Genomic DNA, 23736 nt, shown 5'->3' with positions numbered 1-23736 from the left:
ATAATCGACCAGATCTTTCAGGTCGATGTATGACGTAAGACACCTCGGTCAGTCCCCTCTCCCTCCGGGAGAGGGTTAGGGTGAGGGCGCTTTTGATTTTGCCTTTCGCCTTTCGCTTTTAGGCCTGCTGCCGAGTCGCAGCCATCACAATCTCGCGAATACAAACGCCCTGCGGCTGCCCATACGCATAAGCAATCGCCGTCGCCACATCCTCGGCACTCAACACCGTGCCGCCCATGTCCTGCTTCCACGCCTGATACCCGGTCTTGATCGCCTCATCCGTGGTGTGGCTCAGCAACTCGGTCTCCACCGCACCCGGCGCAATTGTGGTCACCCGCACATTGTGCGGCGACAACTCTTCGCGCAGGTTTTCCGACAACCCATGCACCGCAAATTTGGTGCCGACATACGCCACATGGTTCGGGAAGGTCTTGCGCCCGGCCACCGAGCTGACGTTGATGATGGTGCCGTGCTTGCGCTCGATCATCCCGGCGACCACCGCGTGCACGCCGTTGAGCAGGCCCTTCACGTTGACGTCGAGCATCTGGTCCCACTGCGCCGGATCCTGTTTGCTCATCTCGCCCAGCAGCATCACCCCGGCGTTGTTGATCAGCGCATCGGCCGGGCCAAATTGCGCTTCGGCCTCGGCCACAGCGGCCAGTAGCGCGGCGCGGTCGGTGATGTCGACGCGGCGGCTGAGGGTGTTCGGCAGTGCCAGTGCTTCAAGGCGTTCGATGCGCCGGGCCAGCAACAGCAGCGGATGGCCGGCAGCGCTCAAGCGGCGGGCGGTGGCTTCGCCGATGCCCGAGCTGGCGCCGGTGATGATGATCAATGGCTGGCTCATGGTTGAACTCCTGAGATAAGAAAAACAAATAACCAGATTCGTGACGCAGTATATTTAGCCCGCTGGAGGCTGAAAAATGCCTTATTCCTCTGTCTGCTATCGGAATCTCCTATGGATATCCGTCATCTCAAAGCCTTCCTCGCGGTGTTCGAGGAACGCAACATCACCGCCGCCGCGCAACGGCTGTTCATCAGTCAGCCCACGTTGTCGGTGACCATCAAACAGCTGGAAGAAGAACTCGGCGCGACGCTGTTCGTGCGTCAGCCCCGTGGTGTGGAAGTCAGCGATGAAGCACGCCTTCTCTATCCGCAGGCCCGCCGGATGGTGGCTGAATCCGAGGCGCTGAGCCGGATGTTTCGCGGCCGCGAAAACCGTGCGCCGCTGACCCTTGGCATCGAGGGCGATATCGCCGCCAGCCACATTGAAGCCTTCGTGCGGATGGCCCATCAGGCGTTGCCCAATCTGCTGCTGACACTGGAGGAGGGCTGTCATGGCGATGGTCGATTGGCGGTCGAGGAAATGTGCTGCGAGGACGAACTGTTCCTGCCGCTGTGGGAAGAGTCCTATGTGATGGCGCTGCCTCTCGATCATCCGATGGCAAACGCGCAAGCAGGGTGGGCGCCGATTGAGGACTGGATCACCTGCCCACAGCATCCTTCACATCAGCGGTTGATGGCGCTGTACGGACGCTCGCCGGAAGCGGTGGCGGGACATGCCGGTTCACTGCAACAGGCGTTGCACATGGTGGCGGCGGGTGTTGGTGTGGCGATGTTGCCGCAGTCGCTTGTCAGCAGGCATGAACGCATCGTCGTGCGGGCGCTGCACCTGCCGGCGCCGACCCGGCGGGTGGGATTGTGCTATGCAGCGCAAGCGCTGGAGTTGCCGACGATGCGCGGGTTGCACGAGTATTTTCAGGTGAACCGCCCGCTAGCCATCGAGGCGGCCTGAGCTATTCCAGCATTTTGCTGAGCAACCAGCTCCCCGCCGGCCCCGGCGGGTACAGCCGCGACCACAGCGCATCGACGAACACCGGTTTTGGCCAGCCGCGCACCTTCAGTTCCACCAGCAAGTCATTGCCGAAACGCTCCACCAGCCAGCGCGGCAGCGGCGCCCAGCCGAAACCTTTTTCAGCCATTTCCAGCAGCATCAGGTAACTCGGTGCCGACCACACCCGGCCTTTGCCGCGACTGTCATAGGGATTGACGATGGTGGCCAGGCGCAGTTCGCGATGCTGCTCAAGGACTGTTTGATCGATGGAGTCGTGAGTCGCCAACGGATGCCCACGCCCCACAAACAAGGCGATTTCAGTGCGCTCGGCGACGGTCGCGGTTGCCAGGTCCGGCGGGTAGTTGTCCTGCATCTCGGCAAACGCCAGATGCGCCCGACCGCGCTGCACCAGTTCGACCAGGTCATCGCATTCGGCGATCAGGCATTCCAGCTCCAGATCCGGATAGCGCTGCTCGAAGCCCACCAGTGCCGCTTCGAAACGGTCGGACTGATAAGTGTCGGAAATCGCCACCGTGAGTTTCGGCTCCACGCCCTGAGCCAATTGCCGGGCGGTCATTTCCAGCCGGCTGGTGGCGGACAGAATCGCCTCGGCCCGTTGTAGCATCACGTGGCCGGCCGGGGTCAGCGTCGGCTTGCGGCTGCTGCGGTCGAACAGCACCAGGTCCAGATCGATCTCAAGACTGGCCACCGCCGCACTCACCGTCGACTGACTGCGCCCGAGTTTGCGCGCCGCCGCCGAAAACGAACCTTGAGTCGCCGCCTGGACAAACGCCAGCAACACTTCCTGAGAGGCCATGAACTATCGCCTTGATCGATGGTTATTGGTTATGAAGTATCGGCGTGGTGCTGGATCATGGCAACCATCTTCACAGAGGACTTCGGCCATGACTGCCAACAAATCCATCACTGAGCGTATCTTCCAGGCCATCGGTTTCGAACTGCTGGCGATCTTGATCTGTACCCCGTTGCTGGCGTGGATCATGGGCAAACCGCTGGTCGAAATGGGCGCCGTCACCATCGCAATCGCGTTGCTGGCCCTGGGCTGGAACGTGGTGTTCAACGGCATCTTCGACCGGATGCTCAAGCGCTGGAACATCGCTCACAATGCCTGGGTGCGAGTGGCGCACGCGCTGCTGTTCGAGGGCGGGTTGATCGTGATGGGCGTGCCGCTGATTGCCTGGTGGCTGTCGGTCAGTCTGTGGCAGGCGTTTCTGCTCGACATCGGCGTGCTGCTGTTCTTCCTGCCGTACACCTACATCTACCACTGGGGTTATGACGTGGTGCGCGAGCGGCTGGTGATGCGCAGCGTCTGCCAAAACTGAAAACAAAAAATCGCAGCCTGTGAGGGCTGCGATTTTTTTGTCCGGGATTTTTGCAGGGTTTAGAGAAACATCCCGCCCGACGCTTCAATCCGCTGACCATTGATCCACTGCGCCCCCGGCGACAGCAACAGCGCCAGCGCACCGCCAATGTCATCCGGCTGCCCGGCACGGCCCAGCGCGGTGTTGCTGGCGACCATCGCATTCAACGCCGAATTGTCGCGCACCGCGCCGCCGCCGAAGTCGGTTTCGATGGCGCCCGGTGCCAGGATATTCACGGCGATCTGCCGCGCCCCCAGCTCCTTGGCCTGATAACGGGTCAGCACTTCCATCGCGCCTTTCATCGCCGCGTAAGCCGCGTAACCCGGCAGGGTGAAACGGGCCAGACCGCTGGAGATGTTGATGATCCGCCCGCCATCGTTGATCAGCGGCAGCAGTTGCTGAGTGAGGAAGAACGGCCCTTTCAACTGCACGTTCATCAGTAGGTCGAACTGCTCCGGCGTGGTGTCGGCGAAGGAGGCATGCACGCCAATCCCGGCGTTGTTGATCAGGAAATCGAAGCGCGGACGTTCAAGTTGTTGCAGCGCCTGCTCGACCCGCACGGCGAAATCGGCAAAACCTTCGCTGCGCCCGACATCCAGTTGCAGCATCACGGCTTGGGCGCCGAGGGTTTCCAGTTCCTGCACCAGCGCCTGGGCTTCATCGGCGCGGCTGTTGTAGGTGCCGATGATGTCCACGCCTTGCGCGGCGAGGTGCAGGGCGGCGTTCTTGCCGAGGCCACGGCTGGCACCGGTGATCAATGCGATTTTGCGGTTCATGGGTCTTCCTCGATGGCAGTGACGGTTGATGGGGGCACAGTTTATTTATCCGCTGTGAGGTGATAAACAGACTGAAACCGGAATCACTGGTCGGATTGTCCGAACAATCAATGGGTGGCCCATGAACAAACTGGAACTGCTGCGCACCTTCGTCCGGGTCAGCGAATTGTCGAGTTTCACGATGGCGGGGGAGAGTTTGGGGCTGCCGCGCTCAACGGTATCCGAGCAGGTGCAGGCGCTGGAAACCCTGCTCGGCACGCGCCTGCTGCAACGCACCACGCGCAAGGTCCAGGTGACTCAGGACGGCCTCGCGCTGTATGAGCGGAGCAAGGATCTGCTGTCGCACATGGACGAAATCGAGAACCTGTTCCGCCAGGACGAAGCGTCGCTGACCGGGCGGATCCGGGTCGATATGCCGAACATTCTGTCGCGACGGCTGATCATGCCGAAGCTGCCGGAATTCATGGCCCGTCATCCGAATCTGGAGCTGGAAATCAGCAGCACCGATCGCCGGGTCGACCTGCTCGCCGAAGGTTTCGATTGCGTGGTGCGCATCGGCGCGCAGCCCGATCAGTCGGTGGTGGCGAGGCATTTGGGGGACTTCAGCATGATCAACTGCGCCAGCCCCGCGTATCTTGAACGCTTCGGGGTGCCGCAGACCATTGAAGATCTGGCGCAGCATCGACTGGTGCACTACGTCGGTGTGCTGGGTTCGCGTTCGGAAGGGTTTGTTTACGAGCAGGACGGACAGATCCACCGGGTGCCGATGCCCGGCAGTGTGACGGTCAACAGCACCGATGCCTACGAGTCGGCGTGCCTTGGCGGGTTTGGTCTGATTCAGGTGCCGCGTACCGGCATGAACACCTATCTGGACAGCGGCGAGATCGTCACCGTGCTGCCGCAATACACCGCGCCGGCGATGGGCATTTCACTGTTGTACGCGAGGCAGCGGCATCTGCCGTTGCGGGTGCGGGTGTTCATGGACTGGCTGGGGGATTTGATTCGTTTGACGCTCTGATTCCTGCGGCAAATCCCTGTGGGAGCAACGGCTCTCACAGGGATTCGGCTGGATCAGAAAATCTGCGTAAACAACCAATACAGACTGCCCGACAGCAGAATCGCCGCCGGCAAGGTCAGCATCCACGCCATCAGCAGATTGCGGATGGTCTTCATCTGCAAACCGCCACCGTTGGCGACCATGGTCCCGGCCACGCCCGAGGACAGCACATGAGTGGTCGACACCGGCAGGCCGAACATGTCGGCGGCGCCGATGGTCAGCATCGCTACCGTTTCCGCCGAGGCGCCCTGGGCGTAGGTCAGGTGAGTCTTGCCGATCTTCTCGCCGACCGTGACCACGATCCGCTTCCAGCCGACCATGGTGCCCAGCCCCAAAGCAATCGCCACTGCGATCTTCACCCACAGCGGAATAAACCGCGTGGCGTTGTCGATCTGTTGCTTGAACAGTTGCAGCTTGCCGCTGGTGTCGGCGTCGAAGGTGCCGACCTTGTTCTTGTCCATCAGGCGAATGGTTTCGCTGGCCAGGTACATGTCGTTACGCACGTTGCCCATGGCCTCGGCCGGGACTTTCGCCAGCGAGCCGTAGCCTTTGACTTCTTCACCGATGTGTCCGGTCAGGGAGGCGAGGGCGGGGATCAGTTGCGGCGTGGCTTCCTTGCTGCGCACGTAATCGGAGAGCACTGCGCGTGGATCGGCCGGTGCCGGCAGTGGCGCACTTTTCACCAGCGCTTGCTGGGTCACTTGGGCGACGGCGGCGAACTGCAGCGACTGTTCTTCCGGCATGGTGCGGTTCAGCGCATAAGCCATCGGCAGGGTGCCGACCAGAATCAACATGATCAGGCCCATGCCTTTCTGGCCGTCGTTGGAACCGTGAGCGAAGGACACGCCGGTGCAGGTCAGGATCAGCAGACCGCGAATCCACCACGGTGGCGGGGTGTTGCCTTCCGGCGCCTTGTACAGCGAACGGTTCTTCACGAACGCGCGCAGCGCCAGCAGCAACAGCGCCGCACAACCGAAGCCCACCAGCGGCGACAGCAGCAGCGCGTAACCGATCTTGGTCGCTTGGGCCCAGTCCACACCGCTGGTGCCATCGCGGCCGTGCATCAGCGCGTTAGCTACGCCGACGCCGATGATCGAACCGATCAGCGTGTGCGATGACGAGGCCGGCAGGCCCAGCCACCAGGTGCCGAGGTTCCACAGGATCGCCGCGATCAGCAGGGCGAAAATCATCGCGAAACCCGCGGACGAGCCGACCTGCAGAATCAGCTCCACCGGCAGCAGCGCGATAATGCCGAACGCCACCGCGCCACTCGACAGCAGCACCCCTAAGAAGTTGAAGAAGCCCGACCAGATCACCGCGAAATGTGGTGGCAGCGAATGGGTGTAAATCACCGTCGCCACGGCGTTGGCGGTGTCGTGGAAACCGTTGACGAACTCAAAACCCAGCGCAATCAGCAGCGCCACACCGAGCAGCAGGAACGGGGTCCAGGTGGTGACCACCGTGCCGAGTTCGTGCATGTCGTGCATCAGGCTGTACGCGGTGAACAGCAGCCCCATCGCCAGCACCGCAAAAAACACCACGTAGGTGAACGGGCCGGTTTTTATGTCGAGGACCGGCCTGCCACTGGCAGCGGGGGCCGGGCTGGCGGTCAGGGAGGGAGTAGCCATGGGAGGACAATCCTGAGCGGGGGAAGGAGTGTTGCCCATGATCGTTGCTAAATATTACAGAGAGGCTGCGACAGATCAGTGTTTGGCGGATTAGCCGCGCCGTTGGTCTTCTGACTGAAGACGGTGATCGTTCCCACGCTCTGCGTGGGAATGCATAAGGTGACGCTCCGCGTCACAGGGACGCGGAGCGTCCCGGGCGGCATTCCCACGCAGAGCGTGGGAACGAGCTTGCGACTGTAGCGGCGCTGAATAAAGGTCAGTAATCCCGCCGCTTGCGAAACGCCCAGCGCCCGGCGATCACGGTAAACGTCGCCACCAGCGCCACCAGAATCCAGAACCCTTCCGGATCGGTGGCCAGCGGCACGCCGCCAACGTTCATGCCGAAGAAACCGGCAATGATGTTGATCGGCAGCGCCAGCACCGTGACCACGGTCAGGGTGAACAGCGTGCGGTTGCTCTGTTCGTTGAGGTTGGCGGCGATCTCCTCCTGCAACAGCTTGATCCGCTCGCCGAGGGCGGTCAGGTCGTTGATGATCAGCGCGAACTCCTCGGTGGATTTGCGCAGCTCCTTCACGTCTTCCTTCTGCAACCACGGCGGTGGTCGGTTGAGCAGGCGCAGCAGCGAACCCGGTTCCAGCGCCAGCAGCCGTTGCAGGCGCACCAGCACCCGCCGGTTGGCACCGAGTTCGGCGCGGTTGGTCGACAGTCGTGAAGACAGCAACTCGTCCTCGACCTGATCGACACTCATGCTGGTCTTGCGCACGATCTGCGTCAGCACTTCGCCCTGATCGCGCAGCAGGTGCACCAGCAGTTCCGACGGCGAGCGAAAGCACTCGCCGGACTTCACCGAAGAACGCAGCTTGTCCACCGAGTGCAGCGGTTGCAGGCGCGCACTGACGATCAGTTTGCTGCGCACGCAGACCCACAGCGTCGACACGTCTGATGACACCATGCTGCTGAGGTTGAACACCACATCGTTGACCACCGCCAGCAACGCCGAATCCACATGCTCGATGCGGGTCGAGCGCGAACCTTCGTGCAGCGCTTCGAAAAACTCTTCGGGCAATTGCAGATGGCTTTTCATCCAGCGCTCGCACGCGGCGTGCGCCAGGTTCAGGTGCAGCCAGAGAAATTCATCGCCCTCGCTGTCGTCCTGCAGGCAGCGCAGGGCGGTCGCCGAATCCACCTCGCGCCCGCGTTCGCCGGGGCGAAAGCGAAAGCCGTAAAGCAGGCCGAACAGGTCAGGATCACGATGACTGATATCGAGGCTGTGGTTCATGAAGGCTCGCTGCGAGGAGGCGTCTGTCGCGGGATTTGCAGATTCACCTGAGCCGCATCATCGCAATGTCACATGACGTTTGTGTGACAGCAAAATGACGTCAAATCAACGCGTTACCGAGGGTCGGATTTTTCTCAAGAAGGGCGCTGGAACGCCGATCACGCATGAGTTAGGTTGCGCGCCTTCGGCCATGAGCCAAGGTCCGCCGACACGGATGTCCGGCAACAATTCACGTCTTACCGGGCGTGCCTCATCCCTGTCCTGAGTACCTGTGATGCTGCAAAAATCCCTGAGAGCGCAAATTCTCGCCCTGCTGAGCGGCAGCCTGCTGGCGATGCTGTTGATCGCGCTGGCCTGCTTTCATTTCCTGTCCAACGGCGTGCAGAACTACAGCCAATTGATCGCAGGTCCGTTGCACACCTCGCAACTGATCGATGAAGCCAACCTGCAATTCAAGGTGCAGGTTCAGGAGTGGAAAAACGTTCTGCTGCGCGGAAAGCAACCGGCGGATCTGGCCAAGTACTGGGGCCAGTTCGAAGACCGTCAGCGCGATGTGCAGGGCATCCTCGGTGAGCTGGCCAACCAGAAAGGCCTCGAGCCTGCGCTGAAAACCCGCATTGATCGCCTGCGCGAAGAACACCGTCTGCTTGGTGCTGCGTACCAGAAGGGCCGTGATGCCTACGTCGCAGCCGGTGCCGATCCGACTGCGGGGGACGCCGCCGTCAAAGGCGTCGACCGTGCCGCCAGCGACCAGATGAGCGAGCTGGTCGCCGAGCTGCGCAAGCAGGGCACCGAGCAATCGGCGCAGATCAGCGCCAGTGCTGACCGCACTGTGTGGCTGGGGCTGTTGGTGATGCTCGCGTCAGGCTTGCTGATCGGTCTGCTCAGCCTGTGGCTGGTCAACCGCAACCTGGTCGAGCCGATCCGCAAACTCATCGACTACGTCACCCAGTTGAGCAAGGGGCGTCTGGTCGAGCGTGTGTCCAGCGACCGTCAGGACGAGCTGGGTAACCTGGCCGCAGCGGCCAACACGTTGCGCGATTTCCTCGCCGAAACCTTCAATCATCTGCAACGCAGCGCCAAGGATCTGGACAGCGCCAGCGGCGAGTTGAACGCCATCGCCACCGTGATGGCCGGCGGCACCAACGAGCAGTTCAGCCGCACCGATCAGGTGGCCACGGCAATGAATGAAATGTCCGCCACCGCCCAGGAAGTCGCCCGCCACGCGGCCGATGCGGCGCGTGCGGCCGACGATGCCGACCAGTCCGCGCAACAGGGCGAGAAGGTCATGCAGAGCACCATTCACAGCATCACCCAGATGCGCGGCGAAATCGCCAACACCGCCACCGTGATCCGTCGTCTGGAAGCTGACAGCGGTCGCATCGGCAAGGTGCTGGAAGTGATTCGCGGGATCGCCGAGCAGACCAACCTGCTGGCGCTCAACGCCGCCATCGAAGCGGCCCGTGCCGGTGAAGCGGGGCGTGGTTTTGCGGTGGTCGCTGACGAAGTACGCAACCTCGCGCAGCGTACGGCGGAGTCGATCATCGAGATCAACCAGATCATCCACAGCGTGCAGACCGGCGCGGTGGACGCGGCCCAGGCCATCGACAGTGGCCAGACCCGCAGCGATGAAAGCGTCGAGCAAGTGACCCAGGCCGGCGCCATGCTCGAGCGCATCACCCACGCGGTGGAAGCGATTCGCGACATGAACCGCCAGATCGCCACCGCCGCCGAGGAACAGACCTCGGTCGCCGAAGACATCTCGCGCAACCTGACCGAGATCACCTCGATCGCCAGCACCAACCTCGACAACGTGCAGCGCACCGAAAGCGCCAGCCAGAACCTGCACGGCCTGTCCGGCCAACTGAACGACGTCACCGCTCGCCTGAGCGTCTGACCGGCCAGTGACTGTGTACCGGTTCGGTTACCGAGTCGGTACACAGTCGATCTCAATTGGTGCAGACCGCCGCCGATGCCCGGTTATCTATAACCGGCATTGGAGATTTCCCATGGTCAGCATCACGTCTGTTTCGATCAATCAGACCGCCACCACGCCCACCAGCAAAACCTCGATTGCCGACACCGGTGACGACACCTCGATCACCGCGGCAGCCAGCACCGGCGTGAAGGCCGACACCAGCAAAGTGGCGGCGGGCGGTGGCGCGGCGCCGGCGGGGGACAGCAGTTCCAGCAGCGAAGAATCGGATACCGTGAAAGAACTGCGCAAGCAGATTGCCGAGTTGCAGAAGCAGTTGCAGGAAGAGCAAAAGGCGCTGCAAGCGGCTCAGGCGAAGCAGGAAAGCCAGGATGCCAAGGCGGCGGATGTTGCGGCGGCGCAGTCGCAGATTGCGACGACGTCGGCTTCGTTGCAGACGGCGACGGCGGCGTTGTTGGCGGCTTTGCAGGATTCGGATAGCGGTACTTCCGGTTCGTTGGTCAGTACGACCGCGTGAAGCCTTTTCCCCTCACCCTAGCCCTCTCCCGGAGGGAGAGGGGACCGATCGAGTTGAATGTTCGAGATACATCGACCTGAAAATCTTGTGTCGAACTCAGGTTTTGAAACCTATGGAGATCGGCTCCCTTTCCTTTCACCCTGGCCTTCCCATTACATCGGAAGGGTTCGGTCGGAGTTAATACTTGAGCTACGTCGAGTTGAGAGTCTTCAGTCGAACTCAGGTTTGAACAGCATGAAGATCGGCTCCCTTTCCCCCTCGCCCCCCTGGGGGAGAGGGCCGGGGTGAGGGGGTAAATCTCACAGGCGCAGCAAGAGCTTCGTCAAACGCCAGACACAAAAAAGCCGCACAACCCAAAAGTCGTGCGGCTTTGTCTTATCAGTCAATCAAGTATCTTGCTTGTCGCTCAGCACCTTGCCAGTCGTTGCATCGAAGTCCACATCAAACTCCTTGCCATCAGCAGTACGCAACTCAACTTCATACTCATAACCATTGAAGTGGTTATCCAGATCCGTGTCGGTAATGGTCGCACCCGGATGCAGTTTCAGCGCTTCTGCGTTCATCGATTCCAGCGACTTGATCTTGCCGGACTTGACCAGTTCAGGGATCTGGTCAACGCGAACGTCAGCCTGGGCCAGGCCAGCGGTGAGGGTCAGGGCGGCAGCAGTAAACAGGGCAGTCAGGGTTTTCATCGGTTATTCCTTTGGGTGATTCGTTTAAGTGAGTTCAGGTTAATCGCCGCAACTTAACTCACCCTTAAAACGCAGCGAGCAGGCTGGACTCCCGAGGGAGCGAGCCTGCTCGCGATACTGACTGACGCGCGGATTTACAGATCAGAAGCCGTTGTTCTTCAACACCTGATCCACACTGGCGGCCGGGCGTTTGTAGAACTTCAGCAGTTCGCTGGCGCGGTTGGTGAAGATGCCGTCGACACCAGAGGCCATGACTTTCTCGAAGTCCACCGACTCATCCACGGTATAGACGTGGACCAGCAGACCTTTGTCGTGTGTGTACTTGTTCATCCATGGCTGCACCAGATCCGAATAGCTCTGATCGCCGCCGTGGGTCAGCTTCGCCGAAGGGCCGGTGCCGATGGCGCCCTGTGCCTTGGCGTAGTCGATCCACTGCTTGAATTCGGCTTCGGATTTCGGCTCCTGCTTGCCGTAGAACGCGTTCTTGTCCTTCTCGCCGGATTCGGCAAAGGTCACTTTGGATTTCGGCTCGATGCTGCCTTCGCCGACCCACAGCAACAGGATCTTCGGCACCTGCGGCATTTCCTTTTGCAGCATTTCCAGGCTGCTCTTCTCGAAGGTTTGCAGGATCACCTTGCCGTTGCTTTCGCCGACGCTGGCGGCGTTTTTAGCCGGTTTGGCGCCGGCCGGAACCAGCCAGCCACGAGCCTGGAGTTTTTCCTTCAGGTCATGTTCGATCCCCGGGAACAGCTTCGGCTCCTTGGTTTCGATGTACAGGCCCGGCTTGTGCTTCGGATTGGCCTGGGCGATGTCGATGATTTCGTCGAGGGTCAGAATCTTCAGACCGACGTAGGAAGGACGCGCGCGATCCGGGTAGGCCTTGTTGTACCAGCTGCCGGCGTCGAGGGTTTTCAGTTCGGCCATGGTGAAGGCATTGGCCGGGCTGTCCTTGCGCTCCGGGAATTTGCTGGCGACGTCGGTGGTGCGCTGCAGATTGTCGTCGTGCAGGGCGAACAGCACGCCGTCCTTGCTGCGCTGCAAGTCCATTTCCAGGTAATCGGCACCCAGGTCGCGCGCCAGTTTGTAGGAGGCGGCGGTGGATTCCGGGGCATCGAAGGACGCGCCACGGTGGGCGATCACCGCCGGGTGCGGAATGCCCTCGGAGGCAGCGAGCGCAACCGGGTTTGGCTGGCTGGCGGCGTGGGCCTGGCCGAGGCCGAGTATCAGGCTCAGCAGCAGTGCGCTTTTGGTGAAGGTGGCGGGCATGTCGAGGTCCTTTCGCAGGTATTTTCGAAGATGTCCCTTTTAGCAACTCAAACGAAAACGTGCTATCGCAAGACCGACATAAACGTACTGAAAGCGAAAATTTGCGCACTTTTGTGCGTTCGTTTGCAGTACGCTTGGCCACGGCAACCGCCCCGGCAGAGGGCGCGCCTCAATGCCCTGCGTGTAAACCTTCGATCACTCTTGTGAGGTTTACCATGCGCATCACATCGCAACTCATCTGCCAGGCCGCCGACGACCTCAAGGGCTTCGTCGGCCTCAACCGCAAGACCGGACAGTACATCGTGCGCTTCAGTGAGGACTCGTTCGGCATGGACGTGGCCGATGACGGCATCATTCCGTGCAGCGAATTCGTCTGGGCACCGACCACCGAACAGACCATGACCCTCAAGCGCGAACTGATCCAGTTGCTGCTGGACCAGAATATTGATGACCGGATCAACATCACCGAGCCGTTGCGGGTTTACATGAGTAAACGCGAAGTGCCGGAGATTGAGGCGGTGCGTTGTCTGGTGAAGGGCTGAGGTTCTGCAGCGACTGTTCCGGCCTCTTCGTCGGAACGCCGCCCGGGGCAAGCCCGCGAAAGGGCCAGTGAGTACACCTCAATACTCACTGGCCGAACCGATACTCCCGCTCCACCCGACACACCCGCGTCTGAAACGCCGAATACCACTCAGCCCGCCCGCGCGCCTGAATCACCCGATGCTCCGGATGCTCGCGCCAGGCGAGAATCGCCACCTCACTCTCCCAGTACGAAACCGTAATTCCCACCCCGTCTGCCCCCCGGATCGAATCGATGCCGAGAAACCCCGGTTGCTCGGCGACCAACTGCATCATGCGCTCGGACGCTTCGGCATAGCCGTTGTCGCCCCCGGTACGGGTCGAAGTGAAGATCACGGCGAAACACTCAGTGTCCGGTTTCATCGACATTGCTCCGAGCAGGCTTCAACAAATGCCCGCACCAGTGGTGGCAATTGCCCCTTGAGCGCTGCGCGTTCCGGCTGGAACAGCGTGGCGACAAAGAACACATGGTTTTGCAGTTCGATGGCGCGCAGATCGCCTGCCGAATCGTGACCAACAGCGTGTAATTCATGGGTCAGCAACTCCCGTTCGAACTGCGGATTCACACCGTAGCGGCAGCGATAGCCTTCACGAATCTCCGACGTTTCGTACGCGCTGGCAATCAACGAACCGGGCACCAGATGAATGCTGTCCACCGCTTCCACCAGCGAGCAGGTCAGCGGTGTGAGCACTGCGCGGCTCGAGTCAGGCGAGGTTTCGCCATGTTCGGCGTCGGCCCAGCCCAGCACGTGGCGGGAAAACTCCAGCACCGCATGCTGAAAACCGCCGCAGGTGCCGAGGAAAGGGCGCTGCTGCTCGCGGGCAAAGCGGATGGCTCGCAGGGCACCGTCTTCGCTTTTGTAGGGGCTGGCCGGGACACACCAGAAGCCGTCGAATTGTTCCAGCGGCGTCTCGGGCAGGATTCGGTCGGTGGCCAACCATTCGAATTCGACCGGATGGCGAAGGTGTTCCGCCGCCAGTCCGAGGGCAACCGGGATGGCCTGGTGGGCGGTGACTTGCGGATCGAAATCACCGATCAGGGCGATGCGCAGGGCTCTGGATTCCATGAGTACTCGCTGTGCTTGTTGAGGAATGAACCTCACTATAGATTGGCGTTCACGCACTCTAAATTGGCGTTTGCCCAAGTGATCAATGCAGCCACGCAATATCAACTCGACTTCCCGGATCTGGCCCTGATCCTCGCTTTAGTACGCGGCGGCTCTCTGGCCCGGGCCGCGCAGCTGTTGAGGGTTGATGTGTCGACGGTGTTTCGCGCCGTGCGCCGACTGGAAGCGTCACTCGGTCAGCAACTGTTCGAAAAAAGCCGCGCCGGTTACCTGCCCACCAGCCTCGCGCAAACCCTGGCCGAGCAGGCCGAACGCGCCGAGCAGGCACTCGAAGCTGCGCGTATTGGTGTGGAGCAGGGCGGCGAAGTAGTCAGCGGCACGGTGCGCCTGACCTGTACCGACTCGGTGTTGCAAGGTCTGCTGCTGCCGGCGCTGGCGCAGTTCATGCCGAACTACCCGGCGCTGACCATCGAGCTGAGCACTTCCAACGATTTCGCCAACCTCAGCCGCCGCGATGCCGACATCGCCCTGCGCCTGACACGTACACCGCCGGAGCATCTGGTCGGACGGGAGCTGGCGAAGATTTCCTACCGGGTCTGTGCCAGCCAGCGTTATCTACAAAATGTTGAAGCGGCCGATCTGGCGGCGCTGACCTGGATCGCCCCGGACGACTTTCTGCCCGATCACCCGACCGTCGCCTGGCGCCGCCAGCAGTTGCCTGGCGTGACGCCGGGCTATCGCTGCAACAGCATGCTGTCGGTGACGGAGCTGGTGCGCGCCGGGCTTGGCGTGGCGGCGTTGCCGGACTTTCTGATAAACGAAGGGCTGCAGGCCCTGAGCGAACCCTTGCACGGTTACGACACCGCGCTGTGGCTGCTGACCCGCCCGGACTGCCGCGCGTTGCGCTCGGTGGTCTCGCTGTTCGACGAACTGGGGCGGGCGCTGCGATTGCCGTGATCGTGTTTAACCCGGCGCCCGGTCATTGGCGAACATGCTCACAGCTTCCACTGCTTCACTGGCGCCGTCGCGGATCTGCAAAATCACCGTGCCGGCCTGATCCGCCAACTCAACACCTTGCGCTGCTCGCCCTCGGGTGCCATCCATGCTTTTGATAGCTTGACGGGTTTCCGACTGGATCAGACCGATCATGTTGGAAATTTCCGCTGTCGACCCGCTGGTGCGCGCTGCCAGTTGCCGCACTTCATCGGCCACCACGGCGAAGCCGCGACCTTGCTCACCCGCTCGGGCGGCTTCGATGGCGGCGTTCAGGGCCAGCAGATTGGTCTGATCGGCAATCGCGCGGATGGTGTTGACGATGGCGGTGATTTGCTCGGAGCGTTCGCCGAGCTGCGCGATCAAGGTTGAAGACTCGGCGATGTCGTCGGCAATTTCGCGCATTTCACTGGCTGCTTGCTGAATGACTTGAGTGCCTTGTTCGGCGACTTTTCGGGTGGCGACGGAGATGTGATAGGCGGCACTGGCACTGCGCGCGTCCTGTTCATGTTGCTCGACCCGAGCGGTCACGTCCGACGCGAACTTCACCACTTTGCACAAGCGACCGGCGGCGTCGTAGACCGGGTTGTAGTTGGCTTCAAGCCACACGGTCTGCCCGCGTTTGTCGACGCGCTCGAACTGGCCCTGAAACAGTTCGCCCTGATTCAACCGGCGCCAGAAATCCTGGTAGGCGCTGCTGTTGACCAGTTGCGCGGGGCAGAACAAACGGTGATGTTTGCCTTTGAGTTCGGCGAGGGTGTAGCCCATGCGCGTCAGAAAATTCTGATTGGCGGTGAGGATATTGCCGTCGAGATCGAATTCGATCACCGCCATGGCGCGGTCGATCGCCTGCAATTTCGCATTGGCTTCGCTTTCCTGCTGCACTTTGGCAGTGACATCCATGGCGTACTTGACCACTTTCACCACGCGGCCCGAGTCATCCTTGATCGGGTTATAGCTGGCCTCGAGCCAGATCGGACGGCCCTGGCTGTCGATGCGTTCAAAGGTGCCGGACTGGAACTCGCCGCTTTTCAAGCGCGACCACAACTCGGTGTACTGATTGCCACGGGCAAACTCTGGCGAGCAGAAGTGGCGATGGGCCTGGCCGATCACCTGTTCGCGGGTGTAACCCATGGTTTTCAGGAAGTTGTCGTTGGCGCGCAGAACCACACCGTCGACGTCGAATTCGATCACTGCCATGGAGCGGTTGATCGCCTCCAGCAGGCCGGCTTGTTGGTTGATGGTGTTTTGGAGATCGACGAGGGCAGTCTTGTGGCGGTTGAAAATCATGTTCATGGCACTCTGGAAATAGGACTGAAGGTGGGGTCCCTGTTTCCGCGTCAGCCAGCCAGATATATCAATGGCTGGAAGCAGTGTGCCAGCATCCCGGCTGGCGGATTAACTTATACAAAACTTTATAAACTTGTACAAGAAATCGATTTTTCTCAATTTTGTACAAGTTTTTCAGGCGGGTGTTCGGCTCAACGCTACGCTGATTGTGTTACGTCCTATGTGCTTGGCCGTGTACAACGCCTTGTCGGACTCTTCGAACCACTCAAGGGCATCGGCGTAAGAGGTTTGATAGCGAGCAAGCCCGATACTCAGGCTGACCCGCAGCTCGGAAACGTCGGGATGGCGGTATCGATCCAGTGCCTGACGCAGTTGCTCCATCAGCGCTTCAGCCTTGCTCAGGGGCAGGTTGGGCAGGATCACGCAGAATTCATCGCCACCGTAACGCCCGGCCAGCTTGCTTTCGTCGAGTACGAATTTCAGCTCGTGACTCAATTGCCGCAGCACCGCATCGCCGACGATGTGTCCGTAACTGTCGTTGATCGACTTGAAATGATCGATGTCGATCAACGCCAGAATGGCTTGGGAATTGTGCTGCCGGCACTGCTGGAACTTGAGATGCAGCAAGTCTTTCCAGGCGCCGTGGTTGAGCAGGCCGGTCAGGCTGTCGGTGCGGCTCAGGGCGCTCAAGCTGCGTTTGTGCTCGGCGAGTTTGATCGCCAACCGGTAACAGACCATGCCCAGCGCCAGCGGATAAAGCGTCAGCATCGGCAGGCAGGCCCAGACCTGAGTCTGCGTGGCCGTCAGGGTGAAATGGACGCCGAACACTGACCAGCCCAGCAGCACGCCGATCACTTGGGCGAGCGCGCCAAGCCAGAACAGGCGCACGCCACCGGCGGCCACGTTGTTCATGGTCATCATCGACAGGATGGTGACGGTAGTCAGCGGATTGAACTGAAAACACGCGGTCCAGAAACCGCCGCACACCGAGTCATAGAGCAGGTTGCGGCGTTCGGCGCGATAGGGGAAAGCCGAGCGGGTTGAACATTGATAGGCCACGTGCGGCCAGAGAAAACCATTGAACAGCAACAGCGCCCAGAGCCAGCCCGGCATGTTCAACGGATACAGCGCGGCGCCGACACTGAAGAAACCGATGCCCAGTCCGATGGCCCTTGGCAAGTAAATGCGCCTGGCGAATGACAAGCCTTTGCCGCGTTGGTTTTCCATGGTGTTCTGCGCCAGATTCATTCTGAAACACTTTGCGGTGTAATTCTTCAGACTGACCGTTCATCGGCCAATGACAGACATTGTCATTTATTCCAGCGGGAAAATTCAGTGTCCTTGTGAGCCATTTACCGTGGCGCAGGCCCAATCTAGAGCTGATAGCAAGCCAGGAACATGTCCAGTGCAGAGTCGACCACGGCATTTTGCGCTGTGCTGTCGAGGGAGGGCTGGCCCATGGAGATCTGCGGCCAGAAGGCAAAGGTCTTCAGCAATCCCTGCACTTGATGCGCGGCGAACTCCGGATCGACCGGTTTCAGCCGACCGTCCGCCTGGGCGGCGCGAATCCACACCGTCACGCTTTCCTCACGTTCGCCCATACGCGCCACCATGTTCTGCGCGCGCTCCGGCGAATGGATCGCGGCCGCGATGGCGACACGGGCCAGATTCATGAAATTGTCGTCCGCCATCATTTGCAGTTTGGCCAACAGCATTTGGCGCAACTGCTCACGCAAAGGCAGATCGGGCTGATATGACACGGCTTGCTCGGTGCTGATCCGTGCCCACAACTGGTTGAGAATTTCGGCGAACAGCTCTTCCTTGCTCGGAAAATGGTTATACACCGTGCGCTTCGACACCCCGGCAGTGGCCGCAATCTTGTCCATGCTGGTGACTTCGAAACCGTTGGCCCGGAACTCGGAAATGGCCGCGAGGATGATGGCTTCGCGTTTGCGGTCGGTGAGGCGCGTTGGAGCTGTCATAAATTCGATTCGGCAGAAAAAGGGTGAAATTACACTCGGCAGTTTACTTGTCATCCGGTTTGTTGCAACCTAGAAACTACACCGTTCAGTGTAATGCTGGGTTAATCGGTGCAACCTAAAAACAGATGTCCGGCTGATGCGTGCGTGCTTTGGCCCTCTATCGTCCCACCGTGGAAAACCGTGAATTGTGCGGTTTTCCTGGAGTCTTTCAGTCATGGCCAAATCAATTTCTTCCGCGGTTAGTCCAGCACCTGAAGCTTCGCGCCAGGCCGAAGGGACTTTCCGTAACCACGCGCCGGTGCAGCGCGAAGGTGTGCGCAAAATGCTGCGGATCATGTGGAACATGATCTTCCACAAACCGCGCAACACCCGGCCGGCGGCGGCCATTCCAGTGCAGCCACTGACCCGCGCCGACCTGATCGCGGCGCCGAACCACAGCGTCTATCGCCTCGGTCACTCGACCTTGCTGCTCAAACTGCAGGACAAGTTCTGGATCACCGACCCGGTGTTCGCCGAGCGTGCGTCGCCGGTGCAATGGGCCGGGCCGAAACGCTTCCATCAGCCGCCGATCAGCATCGATGAATTGCCGTCGATCGAAGCGGTGATCCTGTCGCATAACCACTACGACCACCTCGACTATGAAGCGGTATTGAAACTGGCGGACAAGGTCAACGTGTTCCTGACCCCGCTGGGTGTCGGCGACACCCTTATCAAGTGGGGCATCGATGCCAGCAAAATCCGCCAGTTCGACTGGTGGCAGGGCACAGAAGTCGCCGGCATCCGCTTCATCGCCACACCGTCGCAGCACTTTTCCGGGCGCGGCCTGTTCGATGGCAACCAGACCCTGTGGGCTTCGTGGGTCATCATCGACGGCGACAAACGCATCTTCTTCAGCGGCGACAGCGGCTACTTCGATGGCTTCAAACGCATCGGCGAACAGTACGGCCCGTTCGACGTGACCCTGATGGAGACTGGCGCCTATAACGTCGAATGGCCCCACGTGCACATGCAACCTGAGGAAACCCTGCAGGCCCACATCGATCTCAAGGGCCGCTGGCTGTTCCCTATCCACAACGGCACGTTCGACCTGGCGATGCATGCGTGGCATGAACCGTTTGACCGCATTCTTGCGCTGGCTTGGGAACGCAGTGTTTCCATCACCACGCCGCAAATGGGCGAGGCATTCAACCTGGCACAGCCGCAACGGGGGAATGCGTGGTGGTTGGTGGTTGAAGGGGAGAGTGAGGCGGTGGTGCAAGGAGCCTGACTCACCGGTGCAGGTTCGCCTCGATGAGGCGAACCGAATCACTCCGCCATCGCATAATCCCCACGCACTGATTCGGCTGTCGAACCATTGCTTGTCGAACGCCCCGGCGCAAACCCCGGAAAGAACACCAGCCCCTGCGCCTCAAACCGATAGGTCAACGCCAGCCGCGCCGAATCCGCCACTTCCTGCTGCGCTTCGAACCGCTGAATGTCCTCTACTGAAACCTTGGCCTCCCGCGACAACTGTTCAATGCTCCAGCCCAACATCCCTCGGGCCTGGGCGCAGTGGGTCGGGGTGAACTGGAAAAGGGCGATACGTTCGAGGATGAGGTTCATCGCTGAAGAGGCCATGGTGTGCTCCGGGCTCGAGAGTGCTGATGGAAAATGTACTGTGTTTTTGTACAGTTGTTTTCGGCCGGGATCAAACGCATTTTTTGATTTCCCCTAGTTCGCCGCCTCTAACCAGACGGACGGTGCCTGACCGAGGATGCGACGGAACATCGTCGAGAACGCCGCAGGGCTGTCATAGCCGAAATCCAAGGCAATCCGCGTCACCGCTTCACCCGCCGCCAGGCGTGCCAGCGCCAATACCACGCAGGCGCGCTGGCGCCATTGACTGAAACTCAGGCCGGTCTGCTGACGAAACAGTCTGTTGAAGGTGCGTAAGCTTACGTGCAGCTGATCGGCCCATTGCTGGGGTGATTGGTGGGTATTCGGCTGATGCAGAAAGGTCTGACACAGTTCGAGCAGTCGTCCGTCAGACGGCAGAGGGATATGCAACGGAAGTGGTGCACTGCGCAGCAATTCATGCAACAACAAGTCGACCAGCACGCCATCACGCCCGGTCAGGTCATAGGTCAGCGGCAGCTCCACGGCTTCCATCAGCAAGTGCCGCATCAGCGGCGACACACTGATCACCTGACAACGCTCGCCCAGATCCACCGCCCCCGGCTCGATATACAAACTGCGCGTGCTGACCCCCAGCATTAACACCTCATGCGCCACACCCGGCGGAATCCACACCGCTCGCTGCGGCGGCACCACCCAGTTGCCATCATGCGTGCTGACCTGCATCACCCCGGTCGCGCCGTACAGCAATTGCGCCCGTCGATGCGTATGACGTGGCAACAGATAGCCGTGGGAATAATCCGTACCGATCGCCACCACCGGGCGCGGCGTGTCATCCAGCAGATTGATCGAAACATTGCGCATCGAGCGGCATCCAGCGATTGGCGTAAACGCAAACATTATTGGCTCGGTTGCTGAAGCAGGCCAAGCGCTGCCGCTCTATCGTCGACCGCTCCCAAACAACGGACGATGCGCCATGTTCTACCTCCTGCTGACACTTTTCGGCTGCCTGACCGGCGTCACCGCCGTGCTCTTCGGCTTCGGCGGCGGCTTCGTCGTCGTGCCGCTGCTGTATCGCATGCTCACCGCGAGCCACGGCGCCGACGACCCAATTAGCCAATCCGCCATGCACATCGCCGTCGCCACCTCGACCTGCGTGATGATCGTCAACGCCTTGGTCGCCACCGGCAAACATCGCCGCGCCGGCAACCTCATCCGTGATTACCTGTGGCCCTTGGGCGGGTTCATCGGGTTGGGCGCGGTCGTCGGCGCAATCGCAGCGGTGTGGGTCAGCGGCGAAGTCATTCGTTATGCCTTCATCGCCTACCTCGGCGTGACGATTGTCGACTGCCTGCTGCGACGCGGCTTTCTTACTCGATCCGAAGGCGTTATCCCACGGCGACTGGGAACGCTGGAATCGTCCGGCGGCGGTGTAGGCATCGGCGCCATCGCAACCTTTCTCGGTGTAGGAGGAAGCGTCATGACCGTGCCGTTATTGCGGCGTTGCGGGTTGAGCATGTCGCAGGCGACGTCGATGGCCAACCCGTTGAGCGTGCCGGTGGCGCTGGCGGGAACGCTGACGTACATGCTGATCGCGGGGTTCAGCGATACAGACCTCGGGCCATGGTTTATCGGGTATGTGGATCTGCTGGCGTTTGCGGTGCTGACGCTGGGCTCGATGCTGGGGATTCGACTGGCCACACGGTGGATCGGGCGGATACCGGATCGGGTGCATGCTTGGGTTTATATTGGATTGTTGGTTATTGTGATGGTGGTAATGTCGGTTAAGTAGTCGTCAATCGACAGCCCCATAATCGACCACTTCCAGTATTTATTAGAGATCAAGGATGCTGATCTTCAACTGCACCGAAGCTGCCAGCAAATTCTTCAGCCGCGTTCACCAGGGCAAAAAAATCACCCCGGTGGATTTGGACCCGCCGTCATCAACCATTGAAGATGATGAGATGGACAGTGCTGTCGAGCAGTGGCTGGTGCATGCGATCACCGTGCAACGAAAGCATGTGCTGTTCGCCATGCATATCACGACTCGCTATTGCATGGTTTTCGCCGACATGAAAAAGGCGGATCTGGATGCATTTGTGGGGCAATTCGCTGATCGCTGGTTCAACGGTGTCATGCTTCATGCAACCCATCACGGGCTCTCCGAGTGGATTGATATTGAACCGTTGATTGAGCGATTCCAGTGGATGTGTCGACCGCAGCAGTTCTATCGCCGCAGCCATCGCAGCGCACAGAAACACATCGATGAAATTGCCTGGGTCTTCCAGGACAAGGCCGCAGGGGCCGGTTGTTTACCGCCTGATGAAGTCGCAGCCATGGTGTTCGACGCGCAGATGAACGACACCCCGAGAAACAGCAAGGGCGCCAAGGGTTACTACTACCCGGATGAGGAGATGACCGTTCATTGGCTTCGTCGTTATTGCGCTCTGGATGAGGACGAAGTTCAAGCGGCAAAGACGCGCCGCATGCAAGTGTATCGGGAGATAGCAGCAGTCGAGCGCGCAGCCTGGCTGGAAGAGTACAACCGACAAAACTCGATTACTTAAGCCACCCCCGCCATAATCCGCCCCGCATTCACCAGCGCCGGCACTCACGTCCCGGCGCGACGTCCGACTCACTCAGGGATCGATCCATGCTCAAGGGACTGTTGCGCCTGGCGCCATACGCCGCCGTGCTGTTTTCACTGCTTTCCACCGCTCAGGCTGACGACGGCAGACGTGTGTTCACCGGCACGCTGGGCAAGACGCCGATTGTGGTCGAGATCAATACCCAGAATCCGGATGAAGTGACCGGTCGTTACTTCTACGAGAAATACCATCGGGACCTGCCCCTCAGCGGGTCATTGCAGGACAGCACTCTGACGCTGGTCGAAGGCAACAATCGCTACAGCGACGACAAGCCACTGCCAACTTTGAAACTGGAAGAAACTGCCACTGGCTGGCAGGGCGAGTGGCAAAGTCCGAAGGGCAAGAAGCTTTCAGTGCAACTTTCCGAGGCCAGGCTTCCAGCGCCGACAACTTCTACGCTGCCCTTTATCGCCGCGCTGCCAAACGGCGAGCCGTATGAATATTTGCGACTACAGGGACTCAAGCTCAAACCGCTGAAGAAACAAGACTTCATGGGTTACACCCTGCAATGGTGGACAGAGCCGGAGTCAAAGATTTCGCTGTTCAGCGTAGAGTCTGGTCTGCCAAAAGACGATCTGCAACGGGTTAACCAACAGTTGCTTGGACGGTTGTGGAATGAGGTCATCCGCTATCACGGTTGCCAACTGCAGGGCGGGGAATACGTCGAGTTCATGCAGGACGCAGAGCCCAAAATGATTTCGCCAGCCGTGGTCAGCCTGAACATCTCGACCAGCTATTTCTGCGGTGGCGCGCATCCGGACTTCGGTGATTCACCCCTCAACATTGATGTAAGCACAGGCCATCCGTTATCACTCGAAGATGTGTTGTGGGTAGGTGAGGGCAAGCCACTGCTGCATGCCGAACGAGACAGTCTGGGTGACAAACCCTTGAGCCAAGCCGAAAGTGACGCGCGTTATCAGTATGAAAACAAAGACCTGGTGCCTTGGCTGATCAAGCAATTCACCGCCCTGTACCCCGCAGAAATGAAGAAACCGACGCAAGATGACGATTGCGACTTCACGGAAGAAAGCGTTTGGGGTTCTTCGCCGTGGTACTTCACCGCGAAAGGTTTGTACCTGGGCGCCTACTTCGCCCGCGTACAACGCTCTTGCGATAGGCCAGACTGGTCAGTCCTGCCGTACTCCCTCATCAAACAACACCCCGGCGCCGTCAAACTGCAACTGCCCCAGAACTAACCA

At 60.2% G+C, this 23736-nt stretch carries 25 protein-coding genes; 11 read left to right on the top strand and 14 right to left on the bottom strand.

The window, feature by feature from the left end; translation table 11 throughout:
- Positions 1 to 118: 118 nt before the first annotated feature.
- Positions 119 to 844, bottom strand: a complete 726-nt coding sequence (locus GQX66_RS05895) for an SDR family oxidoreductase (protein ID WP_240867477.1) — start codon at positions 842 to 844, stop codon at positions 119 to 121.
- Between the two features lie 111 nt (positions 845 to 955).
- Here GQX66_RS05895 and GQX66_RS05890 point away from each other — a divergent pair, with 111 nt between their 5' ends.
- Positions 956 to 1792 (top strand): LysR family transcriptional regulator, encoded by an 837-nt coding sequence (locus GQX66_RS05890; protein WP_129974172.1) that lies wholly within the window; start codon positions 956 to 958, stop codon positions 1790 to 1792.
- 1 nt (position 1793) lies between these two features.
- Here the strand turns inward: GQX66_RS05890 and GQX66_RS05885 are convergent, their stop codons facing one another.
- Positions 1794 to 2648, bottom strand: a complete 855-nt coding sequence (locus tag GQX66_RS05885) for a LysR family transcriptional regulator (RefSeq protein ID WP_240867474.1) — start codon at positions 2646 to 2648, stop codon at positions 1794 to 1796.
- Between the two features lie 88 nt (positions 2649 to 2736).
- Between GQX66_RS05885 and GQX66_RS05880 the strand changes: the two genes are divergently transcribed.
- The gene (locus tag GQX66_RS05880; protein WP_240867469.1) at positions 2737 to 3174 is read left to right on the top strand and encodes a multidrug/biocide efflux PACE transporter; all 438 of its coding nucleotides are present in this window, start codon (positions 2737 to 2739) and stop codon (positions 3172 to 3174) included.
- Positions 3175 to 3233: 59 nt separating this feature from the next.
- Here the strand turns inward: GQX66_RS05880 and GQX66_RS05875 are convergent, their stop codons facing one another.
- Positions 3234 to 3989 carry an SDR family oxidoreductase gene (locus GQX66_RS05875; protein ID WP_102687288.1) on the bottom strand — a complete coding sequence of 252 codons (756 nt, stop codon included), beginning with the start codon at positions 3987 to 3989 and terminating at the stop codon, positions 3234 to 3236.
- Between the two features lie 121 nt (positions 3990 to 4110).
- On the opposite strand from GQX66_RS05875, the gene GQX66_RS05870 reads away from it, so the two are divergent.
- The gene (locus GQX66_RS05870) at positions 4111 to 5007 is read left to right on the top strand and encodes a LysR family transcriptional regulator (RefSeq protein ID WP_240867458.1); all 897 of its coding nucleotides are present in this window, start codon (positions 4111 to 4113) and stop codon (positions 5005 to 5007) included.
- 53 nt (positions 5008 to 5060) lie between these two features.
- Here the strand turns inward: GQX66_RS05870 and GQX66_RS05865 are convergent, their stop codons facing one another.
- Positions 5061 to 6674 (bottom strand): inorganic phosphate transporter, encoded by a 1614-nt coding sequence (locus GQX66_RS05865; protein WP_240867455.1) that lies wholly within the window; start codon positions 6672 to 6674, stop codon positions 5061 to 5063.
- Positions 6675 to 6930: 256 nt separating this feature from the next.
- The gene (locus GQX66_RS05860) at positions 6931 to 7953 is read right to left on the bottom strand and encodes a transporter (RefSeq protein ID WP_240867443.1); all 1023 of its coding nucleotides are present in this window, start codon (positions 7951 to 7953) and stop codon (positions 6931 to 6933) included.
- Positions 7954 to 8224: 271 nt separating this feature from the next.
- Between GQX66_RS05860 and GQX66_RS05855 the strand changes: the two genes are divergently transcribed.
- Positions 8225 to 9850: a methyl-accepting chemotaxis protein gene (locus tag GQX66_RS05855; protein ID WP_176240463.1), complete on the top strand. Its 1626-nt coding sequence runs from the start codon at positions 8225 to 8227 to the stop codon at positions 9848 to 9850.
- 112 nt (positions 9851 to 9962) lie between these two features.
- Entirely contained in the window at positions 9963 to 10406 is a 444-nt protein-coding gene (locus GQX66_RS05850) for a hypothetical protein (RefSeq protein ID WP_240867440.1), read from the top strand.
- A gap of 386 nt (positions 10407 to 10792) precedes the next feature.
- Here GQX66_RS05850 and GQX66_RS05845 read toward each other — a convergent pair whose 3' ends face one another.
- Complete coding sequence (locus GQX66_RS05845; protein WP_102687293.1) at positions 10793 to 11098, bottom strand: PepSY domain-containing protein; 306 nt, start codon at positions 11096 to 11098, stop codon at positions 10793 to 10795.
- Positions 11099 to 11239: 141 nt separating this feature from the next.
- Positions 11240 to 12364: a glycerophosphodiester phosphodiesterase gene (locus GQX66_RS05840; protein ID WP_240867435.1), complete on the bottom strand. Its 1125-nt coding sequence runs from the start codon at positions 12362 to 12364 to the stop codon at positions 11240 to 11242.
- Positions 12365 to 12579: 215 nt separating this feature from the next.
- Between GQX66_RS05840 and GQX66_RS05835 the strand changes: the two genes are divergently transcribed.
- Positions 12580 to 12906 (top strand): DUF2025 family protein, encoded by a 327-nt coding sequence (locus GQX66_RS05835; protein WP_085745148.1) that lies wholly within the window; start codon positions 12580 to 12582, stop codon positions 12904 to 12906.
- A gap of 85 nt (positions 12907 to 12991) precedes the next feature.
- On the opposite strand, the gene GQX66_RS05830 is transcribed toward GQX66_RS05835, so the two are convergent.
- Positions 12992 to 13306 carry an antibiotic biosynthesis monooxygenase gene (locus GQX66_RS05830; RefSeq protein WP_240867433.1) on the bottom strand — a complete coding sequence of 105 codons (315 nt, stop codon included), beginning with the start codon at positions 13304 to 13306 and terminating at the stop codon, positions 12992 to 12994.
- Positions 13303 to 14010, bottom strand: coding sequence for a CTP synthase (locus GQX66_RS05825; RefSeq protein ID WP_129974255.1), 708 nt, complete (start codon positions 14008 to 14010; stop codon positions 13303 to 13305). Before GQX66_RS05825 ends, GQX66_RS05830 begins: the two co-directional genes overlap by 4 nt.
- Before the next feature lie 42 nt (positions 14011 to 14052).
- Between GQX66_RS05825 and GQX66_RS05820 the strand changes: the two genes are divergently transcribed.
- The gene (locus GQX66_RS05820; protein WP_178082643.1) at positions 14053 to 14967 is read left to right on the top strand and encodes a LysR family transcriptional regulator; all 915 of its coding nucleotides are present in this window, start codon (positions 14053 to 14055) and stop codon (positions 14965 to 14967) included.
- A gap of 6 nt (positions 14968 to 14973) precedes the next feature.
- Here the strand turns inward: GQX66_RS05820 and GQX66_RS05815 are convergent, their stop codons facing one another.
- From GQX66_RS05815 to GQX66_RS05805, 3 genes are all read right to left on the bottom strand, one after another.
- Positions 14974 to 16293: a PAS domain-containing methyl-accepting chemotaxis protein gene (locus GQX66_RS05815; protein ID WP_085745424.1), complete on the bottom strand. Its 1320-nt coding sequence runs from the start codon at positions 16291 to 16293 to the stop codon at positions 14974 to 14976.
- A 174-nt stretch (positions 16294 to 16467) separates the two neighbouring features.
- Positions 16468 to 17520: a diguanylate cyclase gene (locus GQX66_RS05810; protein ID WP_240867970.1), complete on the bottom strand. Its 1053-nt coding sequence runs from the start codon at positions 17518 to 17520 to the stop codon at positions 16468 to 16470.
- A gap of 146 nt (positions 17521 to 17666) precedes the next feature.
- On the bottom strand, positions 17667 to 18275 hold the full coding sequence (locus GQX66_RS05805) for a TetR/AcrR family transcriptional regulator (protein ID WP_085745144.1): 609 nt from the start codon (positions 18273 to 18275) through the stop codon (positions 17667 to 17669).
- Positions 18276 to 18489: 214 nt separating this feature from the next.
- Here GQX66_RS05805 and GQX66_RS05800 point away from each other — a divergent pair, with 214 nt between their 5' ends.
- Positions 18490 to 19542, top strand: coding sequence for an MBL fold metallo-hydrolase (locus tag GQX66_RS05800; protein ID WP_240867431.1), 1053 nt, complete (start codon positions 18490 to 18492; stop codon positions 19540 to 19542).
- 38 nt (positions 19543 to 19580) lie between these two features.
- On the opposite strand, the gene GQX66_RS05795 is transcribed toward GQX66_RS05800, so the two are convergent.
- Positions 19581 to 19892: a hypothetical protein gene (locus tag GQX66_RS05795; protein ID WP_085745142.1), complete on the bottom strand. Its 312-nt coding sequence runs from the start codon at positions 19890 to 19892 to the stop codon at positions 19581 to 19583.
- Between the two features lie 93 nt (positions 19893 to 19985).
- A complete protein-coding gene (locus GQX66_RS05790; RefSeq protein WP_085745141.1) occupies positions 19986 to 20753 on the bottom strand; it encodes a helix-turn-helix transcriptional regulator in 768 nt (255 codons plus the stop codon).
- 112 nt (positions 20754 to 20865) lie between these two features.
- Between GQX66_RS05790 and GQX66_RS05785 the strand changes: the two genes are divergently transcribed.
- The 3 genes from GQX66_RS05785 to GQX66_RS05775 all read left to right on the top strand — a co-directional run bounded on the left by GQX66_RS05785 (position 20866) and on the right by GQX66_RS05775 (position 23733).
- Positions 20866 to 21681 carry a sulfite exporter TauE/SafE family protein gene (locus tag GQX66_RS05785; protein WP_240867428.1) on the top strand — a complete coding sequence of 272 codons (816 nt, stop codon included), beginning with the start codon at positions 20866 to 20868 and terminating at the stop codon, positions 21679 to 21681.
- A 55-nt stretch (positions 21682 to 21736) separates the two neighbouring features.
- Complete coding sequence (locus GQX66_RS05780; RefSeq protein ID WP_240867426.1) at positions 21737 to 22456, top strand: hypothetical protein; 720 nt, start codon at positions 21737 to 21739, stop codon at positions 22454 to 22456.
- 86 nt (positions 22457 to 22542) lie between these two features.
- Positions 22543 to 23733, top strand: coding sequence for a hypothetical protein (locus GQX66_RS05775; protein WP_240867423.1), 1191 nt, complete (start codon positions 22543 to 22545; stop codon positions 23731 to 23733).
- Positions 23734 to 23736 lie beyond the last annotated feature (3 nt).

This window comes from Pseudomonas sp. B707, assembly GCF_022496685.1.
Taxonomy (GTDB): domain Bacteria; phylum Pseudomonadota; class Gammaproteobacteria; order Pseudomonadales; family Pseudomonadaceae; genus Aquipseudomonas; species Aquipseudomonas paraglycinae.
The sequence above is the reverse complement of the archived record's forward strand: the minus strand, read 5'-3'. Positions and strand labels throughout refer to the sequence as shown.